The 3,333-nt window shown below is 63.0% G+C and carries 4 protein-coding genes; 1 reads left to right on the forward strand and 3 read right to left on the reverse strand.

Annotated elements, in window-relative coordinates:
• Positions 1-74: 74 nt before the first annotated feature.
• Genes trfA through B1A74_RS14015 form a run of 3 tightly spaced genes read right to left on the reverse strand, consistent with a single transcriptional unit; the run spans position 75 to position 1,404 of the window.
• Entirely contained in the window at positions 75-896 is an 822-nt protein-coding gene (gene trfA / locus B1A74_RS14005) for a plasmid replication initiator TrfA (protein ID WP_244269242.1), read from the reverse strand.
• A complete protein-coding gene (locus B1A74_RS14010) occupies positions 896-1,159 on the reverse strand; it encodes a hypothetical protein (protein WP_077244988.1) in 264 nt (87 codons plus the stop codon). Before B1A74_RS14010 ends, trfA begins: the two co-directional genes overlap by 1 nt.
• A complete protein-coding gene (locus B1A74_RS14015; protein WP_077244989.1) occupies positions 1,156-1,404 on the reverse strand; it encodes a hypothetical protein in 249 nt (82 codons plus the stop codon). The genes B1A74_RS14010 and B1A74_RS14015 overlap by 4 nt, the downstream gene beginning before the upstream one ends.
• Positions 1,405-2,149: 745 nt before the next feature.
• On the opposite strand from B1A74_RS14015, the gene B1A74_RS14020 reads away from it, so the two are divergent.
• Positions 2,150-3,064, forward strand: a complete 915-nt coding sequence (locus B1A74_RS14020; protein WP_208856006.1) for a helix-turn-helix domain-containing protein — start codon at positions 2,150-2,152, stop codon at positions 3,062-3,064.
• Positions 3,065-3,333: the final 269 nt, after the last annotated feature.

A 3,333-nucleotide genomic window follows, 5' to 3' on the forward strand; every position in this document is an offset into this window, starting at 1 on the left:
CGTGGGAGCAGTACCCCCTAGCGTGGGAACAGTACCCCCTATGCGCGGGAGCAGTACCCCCTCTTCGTCTCACCTCAACGCCAGATCGTGACGTTGCGGCCGTCATCCGACCATGAATGAATGGCCCCGATTTCAGACAGGGTGGACAGAGCTCGTCGGCCTGAGCGCCGGTACTCGCGGAGGCTGGATTCGCTGCCGCCCAGCGCCTGGAGCTTTTCCCAGGAGATGTGCAGAGGTTTGCCGCGGTGGGTGAAGATGAAGCTGTGGAGCCATTTTGCGGTCTGATCCTGCCCGAGCCCGAGGCGTTGTGCGCGTTCGAGCTTGGTCCAACCATGGCGGAACAGGCTCGCGAGCCGAGGGTTCACGCTGATCGTGTAGCGCCCAGTTTCCTCGTTGCGCACGAACTCCTGAACCAATGACCCAACGTACTCCTTGTTTTCGGCCTGGACAGAAACTGCCGTGGCGACGAGTCGCGTCAAACTTTTTCGCAGCCACTCCCTGTTCCGTTTCCCGTCCGCGCGATCGAGCTCTCTCAGCAGACCTTTGATGGATACCTCGAAACGGGTTCCGAGCCCGGTATTTTCCTGCTCTTGATGTAGCTGCAAGATTTGCAGCCAGACATCCTCATCGGCCTGGTCCAGCCGTGGTCCGGTGTAACGAATCGTGGTGCCCCGCCAAGCGGTAATCTCTTCGCCTTCGTAGTAGGCGCGCCGACCTCGCTTAACGACGCCGAAAAGTGCGCTCCGCAGGATAGAAACAGGCGCCCCGTAATGGTTCGCTGACCAGAACGGTAGCGGGACGGTTCTGGGCTCCTGTCCTTGATCTTGCTCCTCGTGGTTTTCCGAGTTTGAGCTGTATTTCTCTGCGAGCAATCGCGCACGTTCCACTACGTCCATCACGCCACGCTCCGCTGCTGCGGCGCGAACTGCCGCGCATCCACCGACCATTCAGAAATCCCGAGCCCGTGCAGCCACCGGGCCAGCCGGTCGAGTGACTTCCACCACCTCACGTCATCGCGGGCGCTGCGCAACACGCGCCAACGTGTTCCAACCTCCACTTGAACGGCCCATGCGTTGCCTTGGGCGACGATGGTGACGGCGCGCACCGCGCCGGAGTCCAGCAACTCGCGCAGGGTCGCTTCGGTAATCGCATCGCTCATGCCTGTGCCTCCTGCTGGTATGCCTGCCATGCGTCGGCTGGCCGGGCGCTCCCGGCGCGATCCAGCCAGTACCGGCGATCCGCCGGCGTCAGCCGGTTCCACCACAACATGGCTTCGGCTTCATCGCGGCTGACGGGCTCCAGGGCCGCGAGCTCATCGAGGTACCGCTGATAGTCGACCTCTGCGTCCTCGCTGTTGGGGTCATAACCGTAATGTTCCGCCCACTGCGCAAACGATGCTGGCATCTTGTGTCTCCGTTCTGCGTTTTCCACGTTGACAATATTACACGATTGTCCTGCGAAATGCAAATATTGCAGGGCGCTGCTTAACATAACTCGGGATTCTGCGCCCTGGGCGGACACGTGGTGGCTCATGTTGCGATGAGCCACCCCCGGCGTATTACGAAACGCATCATGTCCCCAACCAGGGAAAGCGTGATCCGGCTCCAGCCGGTGGCGAGGNNGCTGTGTGAGGCCGAAGGCACGCCCCAGCGTGCCGGAGAGCCCGGTCGCGCCCACGCGACCGGGCGTGCCGAGAGGGAGGCAGTCGCGCCCACGCGACTGCCAGCCCCCCTGGAGCCCCAGCGACAGGGGGGCGGTCCCGGCCGCGCCCGCCGAAGCGAAGCGCCGGCGGGTAACCCCGAAGAGCTGGAGCGAGCCCTTGCGAGCGAAAGCCGAAGCCCACCGCGCGAGCGGTGCGGTCTTCGGGGTTACCCGGCGGAGCGAAGCGGAGGCGGGCGCGGGGCAAGGCCATTCGCGTACAGCGAAGGGGCGCGCAGGCCCACGCGTTCAGCGTGGGCCGGAGTTTGCGAGGGTCCGGCGTCCAGCCGGACCCGCTGCAGAGCGGCCGAAAGGCCGCTCGAAAGCTGTCGCGCCAGCGACAGGGGGGGTAGCGGCTTTCCCGGCGAACGGGGGTGTCACAGGGGGGTGCATACCGGGGTGTAACCAAAACCGGAGCACGACGATGAAACTCCCGAAAGGTATGAAAGACATGCTGTTCGATCGCGGACAGCAACCCCGAAAGCCCGACAGCGCGGCGGATACGACCCCGGATCCGAAGCCTGAACCGGCGCCCGAACCCATCCAGCCTGGAGGGGGTGAAGAGCAGGAAGCGGTGCCGGACGGGCGCGAAATCGCGGCGGAAAATGAGTTCTTCATACTGCGCGCGATACACCGGCTGGGGCACGCTACAAGCTGGCAGATCTCGTACATGTCAGGGCTTAACAGGCGGTCGGTTCAACGGGTCATCAAGCGTCTTTCCCAGCAGAACATGCTCGCATCAGCGAAGCTGCCGAATGGCGAGCCGGTGTATCTTCTCAGGCAAGCCGGGGCCGATGAACTGAGCCTGCATTGGCAGCGGAAAGTGAAGCGAACGAACGATGACTACGGGTTCATCCGTTCGCGTCTCTGGAAGCATCGGAAGCTCGCCAATGATGCCGCCGCTGCTTTGTCCCAGAACTTCCAGGTCTACACGGAACGGGAGATCCAGACCGGCAGGAACCCTGCGCGCAGGCGCGAAATCCTGCCCGGCAAAGTGCCGGATCTGCTGTATCTCGACCATCTGGAATCGGGCAACGGTTGGGTGTGGGTTGAGATCGAGCGTGCGTACAAAAAACGGTCGAACTACAAGCACCTGATCAAGACCGCGGAGATGATCGCAATGCCTCGCGAGGGGGCGAGGCCCATGCTGGGTCGGAAACCGATCCTGTATTTCGCGCTCCTGGCCGAAGACCTCGATGAAGCAAAAAGGCATGTGAGGCGCTTCATGCGGCAGTACAACGTCAAGAAAGACGAGCCGCTACAAGAGCACCTCGGTCGTTATCTGGAATCGGTCTACGTGATCTACTGGAGTGATGGTGCCGTGAACCCTCGGAACATCGTCTGGTTCTTCCGAGATCATTGCTGAACCCTGGCCCCGGATTCGTCCGGGGTCTTTTTTTGCCCCTCTTCCTGGATGGGGATGGCCTGAGAAAGTGCTCCAGAGCGTCCGCGCGGGAGCGCCCACCATGCGGCTCTGCGCCACCACTCGTTTTGACCCGCTGACCGGTTTTGACACCGCTGATAAGCCACCACACGGATCGCGCGCCCAGCGCCCGCCGGATTCCGATCGCATGGCGGCGCGTAGCGCCGCCTGATGAACAGGGGGTCGCCCCGGAGGGGCGACACCTTTGGGGC

The organism is Thioalkalivibrio halophilus, assembly GCF_001995255.1.
Taxonomy (GTDB): domain Bacteria; phylum Pseudomonadota; class Gammaproteobacteria; order Ectothiorhodospirales; family Ectothiorhodospiraceae; genus Thioalkalivibrio; species Thioalkalivibrio halophilus.